Source organism: Streptacidiphilus melanogenes (genome assembly GCF_000787835.1).
Lineage (GTDB): Bacteria > Actinomycetota > Actinomycetes > Streptomycetales > Streptomycetaceae > Streptacidiphilus > Streptacidiphilus melanogenes.
Window position 1 is genome coordinate 195,911 of sequence record NZ_BBPP01000001.1, and the last position, 15,353, is coordinate 211,263.

Sequence of the window (15,353 nt, forward strand, 5' to 3'; positions counted from 1 at the left end):
CTCCCGAGAGGCCAGAGATGTCCACGCTTTCCCCGTCGTCCGACCCGTCCGGCGCGCCCACGGTGCTGGTCACCGGCGGCGCCGGTTTCATCGGCAGCCACACCTGTGTGGAGCTGCTGGCGCACGGCTACCGGGTGGTCGTCGTCGACGACCACTCCAACAGCTCGCCCGAGGCGCTGCTGCGGATCGAGAAGACCGCCGGACGGCCCCTGCACGCGGTCCACATCCTCGACATGCGGGACGCCGAGGCCCTCGCCGAGGTCTTCCGCGCCCACCCGATCGACGCCGTGGTGCACTTCGCCGCGAAGAAGGCCGTCGGCGAGTCGGTGCAGATCCCCCTCGACTACTACGAGGTCAACGTCGGTGCGACCGTCTCCCTGCTGCGGGTGATGCGGGAGCACGGCGTGGAGCGGCTGGTCTTCTCCTCGTCCTGCTCCATCTACGGCGACGCCAGGCCGGTGCCGCTGGACGAGAACGAGCCCGCCCGGCCGACCAACCCCTACGCCCGTTCGAAGTGGATGTGCGAGCAGGTGCTCGCCGACACCTGCCGCGCCTGGCCGGAGCTGTCCGCGCTGGCGCTGCGCTACTTCAACCCCGTCGGCGCCCATCCCTCCGGTCTGCTCGGCGAGGACCCGCGCGGGGTCCCCAACAACGTCATGCCCTTCGCCATGCAGGTGGCGGTGGGACGCCGGGAGCTCCTGAACGTCTTCGGCGGCGACTACCCGACCGAGGACGGCACCGCGGTGCGCGACTACATCCACGTCGTGGACGTGGCCGACGGGCACCGGGTGGCACTGGAGCAGCTCGGCATCCGCCCCGAAGCGGACGGCGAGCCGGGCGCCGCGACGACCGGCCTGCGCGTGCTCAACCTCGGCACCGGCGTCGGCACCTCCGTGCTGGAGCTGGTCGCGGCCGTCGGCCGCGCCTGCGGACAGCCGATCCCGCACGCGATCGTCGGACGCCGCGAGGGCGACGTCACCCGCCTGGTCGCCGACCCCGGCGCGGTCGCCGCCGCCTGGGGCTGGCGGACCACCCGGACCCTCGACGACATGTGCGCCGACGCCTGGCGCTTCCAGCAGGCGAACCCCATGGGCTACGGCGCGTAGGGCCGCGCCCGCCCCCGTCCGAACCATCTGCCCGAACCACCGGCTGAGGAGAACAACCATGCGGATCACCGTCATCGGGACCGGCTACCTGGGCGCGGTGCACGCGGTCTGCATGGCCCAGGCCGGTCACGAGGTGCTGGGCCTCGACATGGACGCCGCCAAGATCGACGCGCTGTCGGCCGGGCGGGCGCCCTTCTTCGAGCCCGGCCTGCCGGAGCTGCTCGGCGAGGGGCTGGACTCCGGCCGCCTGTCCTTCACCACGGACCCGGCCGAGGCCGCGGCCTTCGGCGAGGTGCACTTCCTGTGCGTCGGCACCCCGCAGCAGCCCGGCTCGAACGCGGCCGACCTGCGCTACCTGCACGCCGCGGTGGAGGCGCTCGCCCCGCACCTGCACCGGCCCTGTCTGGTCGTCGGCAAGTCCACCGTCCCCGTCGGCACGGCCGCGGTCCTGGCCGCGAAGCTCGCGGAGCTCGCCCCCGTCGGCGCCGAGGCCGAGCTGGCGTGGAACCCGGAGTTCCTGCGGGAGGGCTTCGCCGTGGAGGACACCCTGCGGCCGGACCGGCTCGTGGTCGGCGTCACCGGCGAGCACGCCGAGGCGGTGCTGCGCGAGGTGTACGCCCCGGTCCTGGCCCTGGGCACGCCGTGGATCAGCACCGACCTCGCCACCGCCGAGCTCGTCAAGACCGCCGCCAACTCCTTCCTGGCCACGAAGATCTCCTTCATCAACGCGATGGCGGAGATCTGCGACGCCACCGGCGCGAACGTCACCACCCTGGCGGACGCCATCGGCCACGACGCCCGCATCGGCCGCCGCTTCCTCGACGCCGGGCTCGGCTTCGGCGGCGGCTGCCTGCCCAAGGACATCCGCGCGTTCCACGCCCGGGCGCAGGAGCTCGGCGTCGGCTCGGCGCTGGACTTCCTGTCCCACGTCGACACGATCAACCTGCGGCAGCGGACGCGTACCGTCGAGGCCGCCCGCGAGCTGCTGGGCGGAGAGTTCGCCGGTCGACGGGTCACGGTCCTCGGCGTCACCTTCAAGCCGGACAGCGACGACATCCGCGACTCGCCCTCCCTGCACGTGGCCCGGATGATCGCGGCCGAGGGTGCCGAGGTGCGCGTGCACGACCCCGAGGGGCTGGCCAACGCCAAGTCCGCGCACCCCGAGCTGGAGTGCGTCGAGTCGGTCGAGGACGCCTGCGCGGGCGCGGACCTGCTGCTGCACCTGACGCCGTGGCGTCAGTACCGCGAGCTCGACCCCGCCGAGGTCGCGACCTGGGTGCGCGCCCCGCGCCTCCTCGACGGCCGCAACGCCCTCGACGCCCCCCGCTGGGCCGCCGCCGGCTGGACCCTCCGCCTCCTCGGCAAGCCGGCCCCCGCCCCGGCCTCCTGACTCCACCTCAGCACTGCTTCGGCCCGGCCCCGCCTCGCAGCGGGAGCCGGGCCGTGCCTGTCAGGCGGCGATTCCCGCCGGGGGAACCGTCGGCGAGGAGATGGTCGCCCCGGCTTCGGCAGTCCCGGAATGGCGGCAGTCCCGGAATGGCGGCTCCCGCCGCCCAAGGGGCGGCCGTCGCCTCGCGGACCCGGCCGCGACCTCGGTCGGCCGGCTCGTCCGTCGGGGGGCGTCAGTTCGCCGGCTGGGCGGCGCCCACGGCGGTGCCGTCGGTGATCGCGGTGCCGAAGTAGTCGGCGGGGCCCGGGTCCTGGGCGAAGAGGGTCTTGAGGTCCAGGCCGGCGGTGCCGAGGGCGGAGCCCGCGGGGAGTTCCGGGGCCGGGGTGTGGGTCGGATCCCAGGACGCCGCGCGGGTCCAGAGCAGCTTGGCCGGGGCGATCGTCGCCGAGGGCTTGCCCTGTGCCAGCTCCTGGTGGGTGACGGCACGCCAGGCCGTCAGCGTGGAGTAGGTCTGCGCGCCCCAGGTGACCTGCCAGGCCGCGGCGGGGGTGTCGTACTCGTTGCCCTGCAGCAGCAGTTCAGCCGTGGTGTACGCCTGGTGCGACGCGGCGACCGCACCGCCTCGCGGGGAGAGCAGGTTGTCGCGGACGGTGGACTGCGTGATGTGCAGGCCGAACTTGAGCAGCGGCGCCTTGGAGCCGGTCTTCGTCTGGACGACGGTGTTGTGGTGGACGTCGATTCCGCTCAGCCAGCCGGACAGGTCGACGGAGCCGTAGCCGGCGAACTTGCGCGAGTCGTCCCGGCTCACGTTGTAGCGGATCGTGTTGCGCTGCGAGGGCTGGGTCTTCACCGCCGAGAAGTCCATGTACCCGGGGCCGTCGTTGTCGAACGACAGGTTGGCCTGGAGGACGGAGTCGGTGGTGTTGCGGTCCAGGTCGAAGCCGCCGCCGTCGGCGCTCCCGCCGGTGTGGTTGTCGTGCGAGACGTTGTGCTGCATCACGACGCGCGTCGCGTCGTAGGCCCAGATGCCCACGGGGCCGTTGGAGGCCACCCCGTGGGTGCCGTTGCCGTAGGCGACGCAGTTCTGGACGGTGGCGCCGTCGGTGCTGCCGACGGCGATCCCGCTGCCGGAGTTGCTGGTCTTGTTGTGCGGGTCGCCGAGGTTCGCGTAGGCCTGGACCCCGGTGATCCGCAGGTCCTGCACCGCGTACCGCGGCGCCGCGGGATCCAGCGGGCTGCCGTAGCTGACCATCCCGTTGTCGCGGTTGCCGTGCAGGGTGCTGTCGCTCACCTCGACGTCGCGGAAGCCGACCGCGTTGTCCGCGGCGCTGACGGCGATCCCGTCACGGAATCCGGAGACGTCGACGCGGGTGACGGCGACATGGGCCAGCCGTTCTCCGGTGGTCAGGTCCGAGTAGACGTCGATGCCGGCCGCGAGGCTCCTGGTCACACCGGGCCCGGTGAGCACCAGGTCGTCGATCTCCACGCCCCCGGTGTCGAAGACCGACACGGCGGGCGTGTCCGTCCCTACGACGGTGGCCCGGCCGCTCCCGTACGAGCCGACCTGCACCGGTTTGGCGGCCTGGCCGGCCTCACCGGCCCTGAGCGTCAGATGGCCCGTGAACCGGTCTCCGCCGTGCAGCAGCAGCCTCTCGCCGGGCTTGAAGACGTGCTGGTCGACGCGGGACAGGGTGCGCCACGCCGTCGCAGGCGTGGTGCCCGCCGCGCTGTCGCTCCCGTTCGCGCTGACGTAGTACGTCGGCACCTGCGGTCCCGCGGCCTTGGCGCTGGCGTCGCCGTGGTTCTCGACGGCGAGGTTCACGCCGAGGACGGCCACGCCGGTGCCGATCAGCAGCACCAGCGTGCGGCGGCGGGGATTGCCGCGAAAGGGCTGGAACCAGGCGTGCCGACCCGACGGTCTCGGACCGTCCTGGGTGCCACCGCGCTCCGGGTGAGAGGACTCTTTCACCGGTGCCACCCTCCTGAACGTGCTCCGGGCGCGGGCAGTTTTTCAGGTGACCGCAGCGGCCGTCAACGCGGGTCCACATGACGTGAGCACGGCTTTTGCCGTCCCGGACCCTCCTGCGCTCACCGTCTCGGCTCCCGCCCGGGTTGCCGGTCGGTTCCGGGGAGTGTGCAGGGTGGCCGGCTCGTTGCTCGTCGACGGCGTGGTCGCGGACTCGGTCGTGGTGCCGGTCGTCGTGGCGTACCTGTCGCCGGTGCTCGGCCGCCCGGTCGCAGCCGTCCCGTCCGGCGCGGTTCCTACGAGTCGGGCGTGCTCGGCGCCTTTGTGGTCTTCCTGGTCGTCGCGGTCTCCGGCTGCGCCTGGAGCGACAGCCGACCGTGACGGCGCGCGCCTACTCCCAGCGGAAGAAGCGCGCCGCGGCGGCCAGGCCGAGGACGGCCCAGACGGCGAGGATGCCGAGGTCGCCCCACGGCATCGCCGCACCCTGCTGGAGGACGGCGCGGAGGCCGTCCGAGAGGGCGCTGATGGGCAGCGCCTCCAGCACCGGGCGGACGGCGGAGGGGAACTTCGAGAGCGGGACGATCACGCCGCCGGCCAGCAGCAGCAGGATGAAGACCAGGTTCGCCGCGGCGAGGGTCGCCTCGGCCTTCAGGGTCCCGGCCATGAGCAGGCCGAGACCGGAGAAGGCGGCGGTGCCGGCCACGAGCAGGAGCAGGACCGCCAGAGGGTTGCCCTGCGGGCTCCAGCCGAGGGCGAGGGCGATGACGGTGAGCAGGACGACCTGGAGCACCTCGGTGACGAGCACGCTGCCGGTCTTCGCGGTCATCAGCGCCCAGCGCGGCAGGGGGCTGGCGCCGAGGCGCTTCAGGACGCCGTAGCGGCGCTCGAAGCCCGTCGCGATGGCCTGGCCGGTGAAGGCGGTGGACATCACGGCCAGCGCCAGCAGGCCCGGCGCGAGGAAGTCGACGCGCTTGCCAGGACCGGTGGTGGACACGATGTCCACGGCGCTGAACAGCACCAGCAGCACGCTCGGGATGACGACGGTGAGCAGCAGCTGCTCGCCGTTGCGCAGCAGCAGCTTGGTCTCCAGCGCGGTCTGCGCGCGCAGCATGCGGCCCAGCGGGGCCGCGCCCGGAGCGGGGGTGTAGGTCGTCACGAGCGCAGGTCCCGTCCGGTGAGTTCGAGAAAGACGTCTTCGAGGGTGCGGCGCTCGACCGAGAGGTTCTCCGGGAGCACACCGGCCTGGGCGCACCAGCTGGTCACCGTGGCGAGCAGCTGCGGGTCGACCGGGCCCTCGATGAGGTAGCTGCCGGGCGTCAGCTCCGCGGCGGAGGAGCCGTCCGGCAGCGCCTTCAGCAGCGCCCCGAGGTCCAGGCCGGAGCGGCCCTGGAAGCGCAGGGTGTTCGCGGCGCCGCCGCGGCAGAGCTGCTCCGGGCTGCCCTGCGCGATGACCTTGCCCCCGTCGACGATCGCGACGTCGTCGGCGAGCCGCTCGGCCTCGTCCATGTGGTGCGTGGTGAGCACGATGCTGACGCCGTCCCGGCGCAGGTCGCGGACCAGGTCCCAGGTCGCGCGTCTGGCCTGCGGGTCCAGCCCCGCGGTCGGCTCGTCCAGGAAGACCAGCTCCGGCCGTCCGACGACGGCCATGGCGAGCGCGAGCCGCTGCTGCTGGCCGCCGGAGAGCCGCCGGTAGACGGTCCGCCCGCAGGAGCCGAGGCCGAGGCGCTCGGCGAGCTCGTCGACGTCGAGGGGGTCCGCGTGCAGGGCGGCCGTGTGCCGCAGCATCTCCATCGCCCGCGCGCCGGGGTAGACGCCACCCGACTGGAGCATCACGCCGATCCGGGGCTTCAGCTCCGCCGCCTGGGCCACCGGATCCAGCCCGAGCACCCGCACCGTCCCGGCGTCGGGACGCCGGTAACCCTCGCAGGTCTCGATGGTCGTGGTCTTCCCCGCGCCGTTGGGACCCAGCACCGCGGTCAGGCTGCCGCGCCCGACGGTCAGGTCCAGCCCGTCCACGGCGGTCTTGGCGCCGTAGCGCTTGATGAGGCCCCGAATCTCTACGGCGGGGGCGTGGTCATGCATGCGGACGAGTCTACGAACCACCGGGCCGCGTCCGGCAGATTAGGTAACCCTTAGTGACGGAGTGCACTTTCCGCGCCGACCAGCGCCGCTTGTTTGTCCGGAAGGAATTACGCAACAATGGTGTTGTGAAAAACGTGCGCGAGATGGCTGAGGGGCACGAGGCGGTCGATGCGACCGCCCGCGTCACGTCGTCGCGCGAACGTGTGGCCCGGTCCATTCTCGACCACGGCCCCTCCAGCGCCGCCGACCTCGCGGAGCGCCTCGGCCTGACTCAGGCCGCCGTCCGCAGGCACCTGGACGCGCTGACCGCGGCCGGCCTCGTCACGTCGCGCGAGCAGAAGGTGTACGGCCACCGCGGTCGCGGACGCCCCGCGCGGGTGTTCCTGCTGACGGACTCCGGCCGCAGCACCTTCTACCAGGCTTACGACCAGCTCGCCGCCGACGCCCTCGGCTTCCTCGCGGAGGCGGCCGGCGGCGGCGAGAAGGGCAAGGAGGCCCTCGCCGCCTTCGCCCGCGCGCGGCTCGCCCGCGACGCCGAGCGCTACCGCAGCACCCTGGGGGACTGCGGGGACGCCGAGGCCAGGGCCCAGGCCCTGGCAGGCGCGCTCACCGAGGACGGTTACGCTGCCACGGTGCGCAGCGCGCCGCTCGGGGAGCAGCTCTGCCAGCACCACTGCCCGGTCGCGCACATCGCTGAGCAGTTCCCGCAGTTCTGCGAGGCCGAGACCGAGCTGTTCTCGCAGCTGCTGGGCACCCACGTGCAACGGCTGGCCACCATCGCCCACGGCGACGGGGTCTGCACCACCTTCGTCCCCAGGGCGGCTCCGCCGCCCCACCACGAGACCGCTACGAACGACGCAACCGCCGCATCCGGGAGGAACCCCGCATGACCACCACCGCTCACCCGGAGCTCGAAGGCCTGGGCAAGTACGAGTACGGCTGGGCCGACTCCGACGCGGCCGGCGCGGCTGCCAAGCGAGGTCTGAACGAGGACGTCGTCCGGGACATCTCGGCGAAGAAGAACGAGCCCGAGTGGATGCTCAAGCTCCGCCTCAAGGGCCTGAAGCTCTTCGGCAAGAAGCCCATGCCGACCTGGGGCTCGGACCTCACCGGCATCGACTTCGACAACATCAAGTACTTCGTGCGCTCCACGGAGAAGCAGGCGGAGTCCTGGGAGGACCTGCCCGAGGACATCAAGAACACCTACGACAAGCTCGGCATCCCGGAGGCGGAGAAGCAGCGCCTGGTCGCCGGTGTCGCCGCGCAGTACGAGTCGGAGGTCGTCTACCACCAGATCCGCGAGGACCTGGAGGAGCAGGGTGTCATCTTCCTGGACACCGACACCGCGCTGAAGGAGCACCCGGAGCTGTTCCAGGAGTACTTCGGCACCGTGATCCCGGTCGGCGACAACAAGTTCGCCTCGCTGAACACGGCCGTGTGGTCCGGCGGATCGTTCATCTACGTGCCGAAGGGCGTGCACGTCGAGATCCCGCTGCAGGCCTACTTCCGGATCAACACCGAGAACATGGGCCAGTTCGAGCGGACGCTGATCATCGTCGACGAGGACGCCTACGTCCACTACGTCGAGGGCTGCACCGCCCCGATCTACTCCTCGGACTCGCTGCACAGCGCCGTCGTCGAGATCATCGTCAAGAAGGGCGGCCGCTGCCGCTACACGACGATCCAGAACTGGTCGAACAACGTCTACAACCTGGTCACCAAGCGCGCCGTGGCGTACGAGGGCGCGACCATGGAGTGGATCGACGGCAACATCGGTTCCAAGGTCACCATGAAGTACCCGGCCGTGTACCTGATGGGCGAGCACGCCAAGGGCGAGACGCTCTCCATCGCGTTCGCGGGCGAGGGCCAGCACCAGGACGCCGGCGCCAAGATGGTGCACATGGCGCCCAACACCTCCTCCAACATCGTCTCCAAGTCGGTGGCGCGAGGCGGCGGCCGCACCTCCTACCGCGGCCTGATCGAGATCGGCGAGGGCTCCAAGGGCGCCAAGTCCAACGTGCTCTGCGACGCCCTGCTGGTGGACACGATCTCCCGCTCCGACACCTACCCGTACGTCGACGTCCGTGAGGACGACGTCTCCATGGGTCACGAGGCGACGGTCTCCAAGGTCTCCGAGGACCAGCTCTTCTACCTGATGAGCCGCGGCCTGACGGAGTTCGAGGCGATGGCGATGATCGTCCGCGGCTTCGTGGAGCCGATCGCCAAGGAGCTGCCGATGGAGTACGCGCTGGAGCTCAACCGGCTGATCGAGCTGCAGATGGAGGGTGCTGTCGGCTGACGCACAGCCCGACGCCCACCCCAGCTGCCCTTAGTCCTTTCCAGAAAGCGAGTAGCACGACAGCCATGGCTGACGTCACCACCACCCCCGGAGGGGCCACCACCTCCGGCTCGATCCAGGTCGCCGGTGTGCCCGGCGAGTTCTCCGCCCAGCCGGGCGACGCGCGTACCGAGGTCCTCGCGTCCTACGACGTGAACGACTTCCCGGTCCCGCACGGCCGCGAGGAGAACTGGCGCTTCACGCCGCTGCACCGCCTCAAGGGCCTGCACGACGGCACCGCCGAGGCGACCTCGGACGCGGTCAAGGTCGACGTGACCGCCCCCGAGGGCGTCCTCGTCACCACCGTCGGCCGCGACGACGCCCGCGTGGGCGCCGCCGGCAAGCCGGTCGACCGCGTCGCCGCGCAGGCGTTCAGCAGCATCGACAAGGCCGGTCTGGTGTCCATCCCCAAGGACACCCAGCTGACCGAGCCGATCCGGATCACCGTCCACGGCCAGGGCGGCGTCCGCTACGGCCACCAGGTGATCGAGGTCGGCGCGTTCGCCGAGGCCGTGGTCGTGATCGAGCACACCGGTGACGCGGTGGTGGCCGCCAACGTCGAGTACCTGATCGGCGACGGCGCCAAGCTGACCGTCGTCTCGGTCCAGGACTGGGAGGACACCGCCGTCCACGTCGCCCAGCACACCGCGCTGGTCGGCCGCGACGCGACCTTCAAGTCCGTCGTCGTCACCTTCGGCGGCGACGTGGTGCGTCTGCACCCCCGGGTGATCTACGGCGGCACCGGCGGCGAGGCCGAGCTCTACGGCCTGTACTTCGCCGACGCCGGCCAGCACCTCGAGCACCGCCTCTTCGTCGACCACGACACGCCGCACTGCCGCTCCAACGTCGCCTACAAGGGCGCGCTGCAGGGCCAGGACGCGCACGCGGTGTGGATCGGCGACGTGCTGATCCGCGCCGAGGCCGAGGGCACCGACACCTACGAGCTCAACCGCAACCTGCTGCTCACCGACGGCGCGCGGGTCGACTCGGTCCCGAACCTGGAGATCGAGACCGGCGAGATCGTCGGCGCCGGCCACGCCTCCGCGACCGGCCGCTTCGACGACGAGCAGCTCTTCTACCTGCAGTCGCGCGGCATCCCGGCCGACGAGGCCCGTCGCCTGGTGGTCCGCGGCTTCTTCGCCGAGCTGGTCCAGCAGATCGGCCTCCCGGAGCTCCAGGACCGCCTGATCGAGAAGATCGACGCGGAGCTGGAGGCGTCCGTCGGCGCTGGTGTCGCATGACCGCCGGTTTCGTGCGCGTCGCGGCGCTGAGCGAGCTGGAGGAGGACACCCCGAAGCGGGTCGAGGTCGACGGCGTCGCCGTGTCGATCGTCTCCGCCGAGGGCGAGGTCTTCGCCATCAACGACGTCTGCTCGCACGCGAACGTGTCGCTGTCCGAGGGCGAGGTGGAGGACTGCATGATCGAGTGCTGGCTCCACGGCTCGCGCTTCGACCTCCGCACCGGCAAGCCCTCGGGCCTCCCCGCGACCCGGCCCGTCCCCGTGTACCCCGTAAAGATCGAAGGGGACGATGTGCTCGTCTCCGTCACCCAGGAGTCCTGAGTCCATGGCAACGCTTGAAATCCGCGACCTGCACGTCTCCGTCGACGCCGAGAACGGCCCGCGCGAGATCCTCAAGGGCGTCGACCTGGTCGTGAAGCAGGGCGAGACCCACGCGATCATGGGCCCGAACGGCTCCGGCAAGTCGACCCTGGCCTACTCGCTGGCCGGCCACCCGAAGTACACCATCACCTCCGGCGAGGTGCTGCTGGACGGCGAGGACGTGCTGGCCATGTCCGTCGACGAGCGCGCCCGTGCCGGCGTCTTCCTGGCCATGCAGTACCCGGTCGAGGTCCCCGGCGTCTCGGTCTCCAACTTCCTCCGCACCTCCGCCACCGCGATCCGCGGCGAGGCCCCCAAGCTCCGCACCTGGGTCAAGGAGGTCAAGGAGGCCATGGCCGACCTCCAGATGGACCCGGCGTTCGCCGAGCGCAACGTCAACGAGGGTTTCTCCGGCGGTGAGAAGAAGCGCCACGAGATCCTCCAGATGGAGCTGCTCAAGCCGAAGATCGCGATCCTCGACGAGACCGACTCCGGCCTCGACGTCGACGCGCTGCGCATCGTCTCCGAGGGCGTCAACCGCGTCCGCGAGACCGGCGAGGTCGGCACCCTGCTGATCACCCACTACACGCGCATCCTGCGCTACATCAAGCCGGACTTCGTCCACGTCTTCGCCGGCGGCAAGATCGTCGCCTCCGGTGGCCCCGAGCTGGCCGACCAGCTGGAGGAGAACGGCTACGAGCAGTACGTGAAGGGCGGTGCAGCCGAGTGATCCCTACCTCTCGCACGCTGGACGTGGACGCGATCCGCAAGGACTTCCCCGTCCTCGGCCGGATCCTGCCGAACGGCAAGCCACTGGTCTACCTGGACAACGCGGCCACCTCGCAGAAGCCCAAGCAGGTCCTCGACGCGCTGACGGCCTACTACGAGCTGCACAACGCCAACGTCCACCGCGGCGTGCACACGCTCGCCGAGGAGGCCACGGCGCTGTACGAGGGCGCGCGTGACGCCGTCGCGTCCTTCATCAACGCGCCGAGCCGCGACGAGGTCGTGTTCACCAAGAACGCGTCCGAGTCGCTGAACCTGGTCGCGAACATGCTCGGCTGGGCCGAGGAGCCGTACAAGGTCGACGCCGACTCCGAGATCGTCATCACGGAGATGGAGCACCACTCCAACATCGTGCCGTGGCAGCTGCTGGCGCAGCGCACCGGCGCGAAGCTGAAGTGGTTCGGCCTGACCGACGACGGCCGGCTCGACCTGTCCCACATCGACGAGATCATCACCGAGAAGACCAAGGTCGTCTCGTTCGTGCTGGTCTCCAACATCCTGGGCACCGTCAACCCGGTCGAGGCGATCGTGCGCCGGGCCCAGGACGTGGGCGCGCTGGTCGTCATCGACGCCTCGCAGGCCGCCCCGCACATGGTGCTGGACGTGCAGGCGCTGGAGGCCGACTTCGTCGCCTTCACCGGGCACAAGATGCTGGCCCCGACCGGCATCGGCGTGCTGTGGGGCCGCCAGGAGCTGCTGGAGGACCTCCCGCCGTTCCTGGGCGGCGGCGAGATGATCGAGACCGTCTCCATGCAGTCCTCGACCTACGCCCCCGCGCCGCACAAGTTCGAGGCGGGCACCCCGCCGATCGCGCAGGCGGTCGGGCTGGGCGCGGCCATCGAGTACCTCAACGGCGTCGGCATGGACGCGATCGCGGCCCACGAGCACCGGATCACCGAGTACGCGCTGAGCCGGCTCGCCGAGGTCCCGGACCTCCGGGTGATCGGCCCGACCACGGCCGAGGACCGCGCCGCGGCGATCTCCTTCACCCTGGGCGACATCCACCCGCACGACGTGGGCCAGGTGCTGGACGAGCAGGGCATCGCCGTGCGCGTCGGCCACCACTGCGCGCGTCCGGTCTGCCTGCGCTACGGAATTCCGGCGACCACGCGGGCGTCGTTCTATCTGTACTCCACCGAGGCGGAGGTGGACGCCCTGATCGACGGGCTGCACCACGTCCGCGCCTTCTTCGGTTAGTCGGCTGGTCAGTCGGATGAGGAGCGGCGGTCGATGAAGCTCGACTCGATGTACCAGGACATCATCCTGGACCACTACAAGCACCCACACGGCCGTGGCCTGCGCGACGGCGACGCCGAGGTGCACCACGTCAACCCGACCTGCGGCGACGAGATCACGCTGCGGGTCAAGCTCGACGGGAACGTCCTCACCGACGTCTCCTACGAGGGCCAGGGGTGCTCGATCAGCCAGGCCAGCGCGTCGGTGCTGAACGACCTGCTGGTCGGCAAGGAGCTGGGCGAGGCCCAGCAGATCCAGGAGGCCTTCCTGGAGCTGATGCAGTCCAAGGGGCAGCTGGAGGGCGACGAGGAGGTGCTGGAGGACGCGATCGCGTTCGCCGGCGTCTCCAAGTACCCGGCGCGCGTCAAGTGCGCCCTGCTGAGCTGGATGGCCTGGAAGGACGCCACGGCGCAGGCCCTGGCCGGAGCGCCCGTCAAGGAGAGCGCATGAGCGAGACCGAGGCTGCCTCGACTGAGGCTGCCGCAACCGAGGCAACCGAGTTCGAGAGTGTCAGCAAGGGCTCCGTCGCGGTCGACGACCTGATGGAGGCCCTGATGGACGTCGTCGACCCGGAGCTGGGCATCGACGTCGTCAACCTGGGCCTGATCTACGGCGTCCACATCGACGAGGGCGACGTCGCCACCGTCGACATGACGCTGACGTCCGCGGCCTGCCCGCTGACCGACGTCATCGAGGACCAGGCCCGCACGGCCACCGACGGCCTCGTGAAGGACCTGCGGATCAACTGGGTCTGGATGCCGCCGTGGGGCCCGGACAAGATCACCGACGACGGCCGCGACCAGCTGCGGGCGCTCGGCTTCAACGTCTGACCTCGCTCGAGGTAGTCACACCGTTATGGGCGCGGGGCTCTGCTGAGCCCCGCGCCCGTGGCGTTTGCAACACAATGTGACTCATGAGGTTCCTGTGTGTCGCCCTCGGCGTCCTGCTGCTCGTCACCGTCGTCAGCAGCGTGCTCCGGACGCTCGTGGTCCCGCGCGGCCTCTACTCGGCGCTCGTGTTCCGCCTGACGAAGTCGCTGCGCACCGTCCTGCGCTGGACCGCCGCGCCGCTCGGCACCTTCCGGGCCATGGACCGGGCGCAGGCGTGGCTCGCGCCGCTGGTGCTGCTGGGCATGCTCACCGCCTGGCTCGGCGGGATGCTCGTCGCCTACTCGCTGCTGCTGTACGGCCTGTCCGACCTGAGCTTCGGCACGGCCCTGCGCGAGGCCGGGTCGAGCCTGTTCACCCTGGGCTTCGCCAGCGGCGCGCGACTGAAGCTCTCCGGGCTGGACTTCCTCGCCGCGGCCACCGGCCCGCTGGTCATCGCGTTGCAGATCGCTTACCTGCCCACCCTCTACAGCGCGTACAACCGCCGCGAGACGGAGGTGACGCTGCTGGAGTCCCGCGCCGGCGAGCCCGCCTGGGGCCCCGAGCTGCTGGCGCGCCAGTGGCTCGTCGACACCCAGACGGCCCTGCCGACCCTCTACCGCGACTGGGAGCGGCTCGCCGCGGACATCGGTGAGAGCCACTCCAACTACCCGCTGCTGCTCTCCTTCCGCTCGCCCAGGGCCCAGCGCAGCTGGGTCGTCGCGCTGCTGGCGGTCATGGACGCGGCGGCGATCCAGCTCGCCATCGCACCCAAGTCCGCACCCGCCGAGGCCCGGCTCGTGCTCCGCGCGGGCTTCAGCTCGCTGCGCGACATCGCCCGGACGATGCGGGTCCCGTTCGACCCGGACCCGGAGCCGTCCGCACCGATCCGGCTCACCTTCGCCGAGTTCGACGCGGCCGTGGCGATGATCGTCGCGACGGGCTTCGCCAAGGAACGCACGGTCGAGGAGGCCTGGGGTCACTTCCGCGGCTGGCGGATCAACTACGAGGGCATCATCTACGAGCTCGCCCGCTGGACCGACGCCGTCCCGGCTCTGTGGAGCGGCCCGCGCGACTTCCCGGCCACGCCCATCCCGCCGCGCCGCCCGCAGGACCGTCGCCCGGTCGAGCGGTACTGACCTCCGCGTGTTCGAGCCCCGGCCCGGCGGGTAGGGGGTCCAGCAGGAGGCGGCCATGCACATCGCTCTCGGCCGAGCCCACCACGGCGGTCCCGGCCGCCCTGCCCTCACCACCCCTGCGGGGGTACAGCCCCCGCCTGCGCGCGGGTCCCACGTCCGCACCCACCGCCGCTGGCTCGCCCGCACGGGCAGCGAACCGAGCACGGCACTCAGCGATCTCCCCGCGCGACGGATGCTGGCGGGCATCTTCGGCCCCGTCTACCTGGCCGGCGCGGTGCTGTTCGCCTGGATGGCGGCGGTCGCGAAACCGGGCGACGTCGCGGCGCGGAACACGTGGATCGGCTTCGCCGCGGTGTGCGCGGTGCTCGCACTGGTCGCGGCGGTGGACCTGCTCGTCATCCACGCCCGCATGGCGGCTGAACGCCGCGCGGGCCTCTCCTGGCGCCACGACCGCCCCTGGGTCGTCCGCGGCGACGTCCTCCAACGCCGCGAGGACCGCCCGGGACCAGAGGGGTGAGTCGCCGCCGCGTGGACGCGACGGGTCGAGGCGCTGCCGTCTGTGGTTGCACCGCCAGGGGCGCGCGGCTGTGCCCGACAGGCGGCTCCGCCGCGTGGGCGCGACGGGTCGGAGGCGCTGCTGCCTGTGGTTGCACCGCCAGGGGCGCGCGAAAGCGCGAGAATCCCTCAGCCTTCGGCCGGGCGGTGCCCTCGTCCGATGAGCAGATGGTCCGGGGTGCGCGGGGCCATCCGCACGCGGTGGTGTCTCGCGCAATTCCCAGCGCCCCTGAGCGGGTTGCGACGAACTGCGGTAGCGCATCCCCGGGTCGGTCGCGCCCACGTTGGG

The 15,353-nt window shown here is 71.4% G+C and carries 15 protein-coding genes; 12 read left to right on the forward strand and 3 right to left on the reverse strand.

Features of this window, described 5'->3' with window-relative positions:
- The first annotated feature begins 17 nt into the window (after positions 1-17).
- Positions 18-1,106 (forward strand): UDP-glucose 4-epimerase GalE, encoded by a 1,089-nt coding sequence (gene galE / locus TR49_RS00875; RefSeq protein ID WP_174501530.1) that lies wholly within the window; start codon positions 18-20, stop codon positions 1,104-1,106.
- A gap of 58 nt (positions 1,107-1,164) precedes the next feature.
- On the forward strand, positions 1,165-2,496 hold the full coding sequence (locus tag TR49_RS00880; protein WP_042376012.1) for a UDP-glucose dehydrogenase family protein: 1,332 nt from the start codon (positions 1,165-1,167) through the stop codon (positions 2,494-2,496).
- Positions 2,497-2,728: 232 nt separating this feature from the next.
- On the opposite strand, the gene TR49_RS46240 is transcribed toward TR49_RS00880, so the two are convergent.
- The 3 genes from TR49_RS46240 to TR49_RS00895 all read right to left on the reverse strand — a co-directional run bounded on the left by TR49_RS46240 (position 2,729) and on the right by TR49_RS00895 (position 6,544).
- Entirely contained in the window at positions 2,729-4,465 is a 1,737-nt protein-coding gene (locus tag TR49_RS46240) for a right-handed parallel beta-helix repeat-containing protein (protein ID WP_052433835.1), read from the reverse strand.
- A gap of 388 nt (positions 4,466-4,853) precedes the next feature.
- Positions 4,854-5,573, reverse strand: coding sequence for an ABC transporter permease (locus TR49_RS00890; RefSeq protein WP_042376305.1), 720 nt, complete (start codon positions 5,571-5,573; stop codon positions 4,854-4,856).
- 41 nt (positions 5,574-5,614) lie between these two features.
- Positions 5,615-6,544 carry an ABC transporter ATP-binding protein gene (locus TR49_RS00895; protein ID WP_042376013.1) on the reverse strand — a complete coding sequence of 310 codons (930 nt, stop codon included), beginning with the start codon at positions 6,542-6,544 and terminating at the stop codon, positions 5,615-5,617.
- Between the two features lie 143 nt (positions 6,545-6,687).
- Here TR49_RS00895 and TR49_RS00900 point away from each other — a divergent pair, with 143 nt between their 5' ends.
- From TR49_RS00900 to TR49_RS44685, 10 genes are all read left to right on the forward strand, one after another.
- Entirely contained in the window at positions 6,688-7,434 is a 747-nt protein-coding gene (locus tag TR49_RS00900; RefSeq protein ID WP_042376307.1) for a helix-turn-helix transcriptional regulator, read from the forward strand.
- Positions 7,431-8,843: a Fe-S cluster assembly protein SufB gene (gene sufB / locus TR49_RS00905; RefSeq protein WP_042376014.1), complete on the forward strand. Its 1,413-nt coding sequence runs from the start codon at positions 7,431-7,433 to the stop codon at positions 8,841-8,843. Before TR49_RS00900 ends, sufB begins: the two co-directional genes overlap by 4 nt.
- A 65-nt stretch (positions 8,844-8,908) precedes the next feature.
- On the forward strand, positions 8,909-10,123 hold the full coding sequence (gene sufD / locus TR49_RS00910; RefSeq protein WP_042376016.1) for a Fe-S cluster assembly protein SufD: 1,215 nt from the start codon (positions 8,909-8,911) through the stop codon (positions 10,121-10,123).
- Positions 10,120-10,443, forward strand: coding sequence for a non-heme iron oxygenase ferredoxin subunit (locus tag TR49_RS00915; RefSeq protein WP_042363828.1), 324 nt, complete (start codon positions 10,120-10,122; stop codon positions 10,441-10,443). Before sufD ends, TR49_RS00915 begins: the two co-directional genes overlap by 4 nt.
- Positions 10,444-10,447: 4 nt before the next feature.
- On the forward strand, positions 10,448-11,212 hold the full coding sequence (gene sufC, locus TR49_RS00920) for a Fe-S cluster assembly ATPase SufC (RefSeq protein WP_042376018.1): 765 nt from the start codon (positions 10,448-10,450) through the stop codon (positions 11,210-11,212).
- Positions 11,209-12,465 (forward strand): cysteine desulfurase, encoded by a 1,257-nt coding sequence (locus TR49_RS00925; RefSeq protein WP_042376019.1) that lies wholly within the window; start codon positions 11,209-11,211, stop codon positions 12,463-12,465. The genes sufC and TR49_RS00925 overlap by 4 nt, the downstream gene beginning before the upstream one ends.
- Positions 12,466-12,498: 33 nt before the next feature.
- The gene (gene sufU / locus TR49_RS00930; protein WP_042376021.1) at positions 12,499-12,954 is read left to right on the forward strand and encodes a Fe-S cluster assembly sulfur transfer protein SufU; all 456 of its coding nucleotides are present in this window, start codon (positions 12,499-12,501) and stop codon (positions 12,952-12,954) included.
- A 92-nt stretch (positions 12,955-13,046) separates the two neighbouring features.
- A complete protein-coding gene (locus TR49_RS00935) occupies positions 13,047-13,334 on the forward strand; it encodes a metal-sulfur cluster assembly factor (RefSeq protein ID WP_042363931.1) in 288 nt (95 codons plus the stop codon).
- Between the two features lie 83 nt (positions 13,335-13,417).
- A complete protein-coding gene (locus TR49_RS00940) occupies positions 13,418-14,509 on the forward strand; it encodes a hypothetical protein (protein ID WP_042376023.1) in 1,092 nt (363 codons plus the stop codon).
- Positions 14,510-14,564: 55 nt separating this feature from the next.
- Positions 14,565-15,026, forward strand: a complete 462-nt coding sequence (locus tag TR49_RS44685) for a hypothetical protein (RefSeq protein WP_174501531.1) — start codon at positions 14,565-14,567, stop codon at positions 15,024-15,026.
- Positions 15,027-15,353: the final 327 nt, after the last annotated feature.

What these genes read in the sequence shown, in the direction of transcription:
- TR49_RS00895 (WP_042376013.1), bottom strand. Translation starts at nt 6,544, where the DNA reads ATGCATGACCACGCCCCCGCCGTAGAGATTCGGGGCCTCATCAAGCGC.
- sufC (WP_042376018.1), top strand. Translation starts at nt 10,448, where the DNA reads ATGGCAACGCTTGAAATCCGCGACCTGCACGTCTCCGTCGACGCCGAG.
- sufU (WP_042376021.1), top strand. Translation starts at nt 12,499, where the DNA reads ATGAAGCTCGACTCGATGTACCAGGACATCATCCTGGACCACTACAAG.
- galE (WP_174501530.1), top strand. Translation starts at nt 18, where the DNA reads ATGTCCACGCTTTCCCCGTCGTCCGACCCGTCCGGCGCGCCCACGGTG.
- TR49_RS00900 (WP_042376307.1), top strand. Translation starts at nt 6,688, where the DNA reads ATGGCTGAGGGGCACGAGGCGGTCGATGCGACCGCCCGCGTCACGTCG.
- TR49_RS00915 (WP_042363828.1), top strand. Translation starts at nt 10,120, where the DNA reads ATGACCGCCGGTTTCGTGCGCGTCGCGGCGCTGAGCGAGCTGGAGGAG.
- TR49_RS44685 (WP_174501531.1), top strand. Translation starts at nt 14,565, where the DNA reads ATGCACATCGCTCTCGGCCGAGCCCACCACGGCGGTCCCGGCCGCCCT.
- TR49_RS00890 (WP_042376305.1), bottom strand. Translation starts at nt 5,573, where the DNA reads ATGCTGCGCGCGCAGACCGCGCTGGAGACCAAGCTGCTGCTGCGCAAC.
- sufB (WP_042376014.1), top strand. Translation starts at nt 7,431, where the DNA reads ATGACCACCACCGCTCACCCGGAGCTCGAAGGCCTGGGCAAGTACGAG.
- TR49_RS00940 (WP_042376023.1), top strand. Translation starts at nt 13,418, where the DNA reads ATGAGGTTCCTGTGTGTCGCCCTCGGCGTCCTGCTGCTCGTCACCGTC.
- sufD (WP_042376016.1), top strand. Translation starts at nt 8,909, where the DNA reads ATGGCTGACGTCACCACCACCCCCGGAGGGGCCACCACCTCCGGCTCG.
- TR49_RS00880 (WP_042376012.1), top strand. Translation starts at nt 1,165, where the DNA reads ATGCGGATCACCGTCATCGGGACCGGCTACCTGGGCGCGGTGCACGCG.
- TR49_RS00935 (WP_042363931.1), top strand. Translation starts at nt 13,047, where the DNA reads ATGGAGGCCCTGATGGACGTCGTCGACCCGGAGCTGGGCATCGACGTC.